Annotated in this window: 1 protein-coding gene; it reads right to left on the bottom strand. The window is 40.4% G+C overall.

The annotated features are described in order from the left end of the window. Nucleotides 1-2,889, bottom strand: a 2,889-nt coding sequence (locus tag FFR48_RS26810; RefSeq protein ID WP_137669454.1) for a DEAD/DEAH box helicase, incomplete at both ends; no start/stop codon positions are given.

Below are 2,889 nucleotides of genomic sequence, written 5' to 3'. Positions count from 1 at the left end.
ACCCTCCAGCAAACTATCCGCCAAATCCCGCTTATGGTGATGCAACTCCACAATCTTATCCTCAATAGTGTCCTTTGCTACCAACCTATAAATAGTCACCGGGCGTTGTTGTCCAATGCGGTGGGCGCGGTCAGAAGCTTGGTCTTCCACCGCCGGATTCCACCAAGGGTCTGTATGAATAACATAATCAGCCGCAGTTAGATTCAGTCCTGTACCCCCAGCCTTCAAACTAATCAGAAACACATCCCCCTCCCCAGCTTGAAACGCATCCACACTTTTTTTCCGTTCATTCATTGGGGTACTACCATCTAAATATTGATAGTTAATACCTTGACTATCCAAATAATTGCGGATAATATGCAAATGATCTACAAACTGACTAAACACCAAAGCCTTATGGCGATTTTCCAACAGTTCACCCAACACCTCACCAAAAAGTTGCAACTTAGAACTAGATAAATCAGTATCAGGCATCACCAAACTAGGATTACAGCAAGCGCGACGCAACCTCATAATCTCTGCTAAAACTTGCAAATGTTTTTGTCCTGCATCCGCATCACTTTCACTCAGTTTAGATATAGCTTGACGACGCAAAGCCTCATAAAATGCCTTTTCCTCTTTACTCAACTCCACATGAAGTAAAATTTCTGTGCGAGAAGGTAACTCTTCCAACACCTGATTTTTGGTACGTCTTAATAGAAATGGTTGAATTAGTTTTTTGAGTTTATTTCGTGCTTGTTTATCTTGATATCTCTCAATAGGATTTGCAAAACGTTGATTAAAACTTTCAAAAGAACCCAATAAACCAGGATTAATAAATCGGAACAAATTCCACAACTCACCTAGATGATTTTCAATCGGTGTCCCAGTAGTCAATAATTTAAAATTAGCTTTCAAATTCATCGCTGCCTGGGAACGTTTAGTAGACATATTTTTGATAGCCTGGGCTTCATCTAAAACAATGGTTTGCCACTGCACTCCAGACAGCATTTGTGCTACTTCATCCTGTTGCAATAAACCATAACTACAAACCAACATATCCAATGGTTGTAAGCCATCCAATAATTTTTGGCGGTTAGAACCTGTAAATTGAATTACATTCAAAGTTGGGGCAAATTTCTCTGCTTCACTTACCCAATTCATACAAACGGAAGTCGGGGCAATTATTAGAGTCGGTCCATGATGGGCATTTCTAAGGATAACAGCTAATGCTTGCACAGTTTTACCCAGTCCCATTTGGTCAGCTAAACAAGCACCTACACCCCAATGTGCTAAACGTGCTAACCAAGAAAAACCTTCCATTTGATAATCTCGTAATTCGGCTTGAAAGGTAGATGGAAGTTCTGGTTTCAGGTCTTGTACTTCCTTGAGTTTCTTGATATGTTCTTTCCAATGTTTATCTGCTTTGAGTTTCCCAACTTCATCTACAAAATCTTCTAAACCCAGTGTTGCTAAGGGGTGAAAACGCATACCTTTACCATGTTTTTCTGAAAACAGTCGTAACTCATCCAAACGTTTACGAAATGCTTGGGTTAAGGCTAAAAATTGACCATCACCAAGAGGAATAAACCTGCTAGGAGTTTTTTCTAATAATTCTAGAAGTTGCTGCATATCCAAGACTAAATCTTCACTTAATTTCAATTCACCAGTAGCAGCAAACCAATCTTGTTGACGTTGAATTGATAAGTTAAAATCTTTCAAATCTGCATTATGACTAACCCGCAGTTTTTCCCCTTCTGGCCATTCGATAACTACGCTGTTTCCTAATGCTTGCAGTTCTAAAAGTAGTTCTAAACAGTCCTCTGGGTTTTCTATTAACCATTCGTTATCTTCTTCTTCTGTGCTGAGGGTGGGACAAGCTTGAATGGCAGTTTGGGCAAGTTGCTTTTCTTCTAATAAATTTCTTCTAGTTTGTAGACGTTTACCTTCAATTTCAGCAATGACTGTTTCTCCACCTGCACCGGGACGGAAATAAGGGCCACCTTGGGCAAAGGGACGTGATAACAAGGTAACTTTCAAACCCGCATTGGCAGGTAAAAGATGAATGTGAGGTAAGGTTTGGGCGGTTACTTCTTCTGCACCTTCTACTCCTCCACCAATGTCAGAATGAACGGTGACAATACCGGAAACGGCGTTGATGGCTGCTAAAACTTTTTTCTCGGCAATGATGGGGACGTTTAATTTATTTTCTCTACCCAGAATTTCGCCTATACGTCTGTGTTCAGATGTAATTTCAATGACTTTGATGCGGGTGGGAGTTTCTTTGATATTGATGATATTTTGTGATGTTAATTTGGGTGAAAATTCTAAGGTGAGACGACCTTGTTTTTCTTTTTTAACAAGTAGTTCTGGTTCTCCTTTGACTATTTCTACGCGGATATTAGGGGTATCTTCCCAAAAAACTAAGGGATGTCCAATTAATGCTAAGATGGTTTTTTCGTTGAAGCGATAGTTAACTTTGCCATAATAGCCTTCGCCATAAGTTTCAATACAATTACAAGCCCGAATGTCTTGGTGAGTAAGATAATCATACTCACTTAAATTATTACTCAGATTTTTGAGGGCAATGGGACGACCTTTACTCCATTGTCCTTTGGCATTAATTTTTTGTTCTTTGGGTTGCAGGCCACATTGGCTAGGATGGAAGGTAATGAACCATGCTAAACGCAGTTCTGATTGGGGTTTTGTGGGTGCTTGGGCTTCTTTTTGCAGGTTTGCTAGGGCATTGAGGCACATTTCCCAAGATTCTTGGGGTTGTAATATGTCTATGATGGTTTCAACTTCGTTGTCTTCTCGTAGTGCTTGTGCTTGTTGTTGGTAGTTGCTGCTGGGTTTGAGTCGGGATAGGAGTTCTGCGGTTTCCATTGCTAACCAGTGATGACCGGATGC

The sequence above is a fragment of the Sphaerospermopsis reniformis genome (assembly GCF_005402885.1).
GTDB classification, from domain to species: Bacteria; Cyanobacteriota; Cyanobacteriia; order Cyanobacteriales; family Nostocaceae; genus Sphaerospermopsis; species Sphaerospermopsis kisseleviana.
Note: the sequence above shows the minus strand (reverse complement) of the source record. Positions and strands in the feature narration are given on the sequence as shown.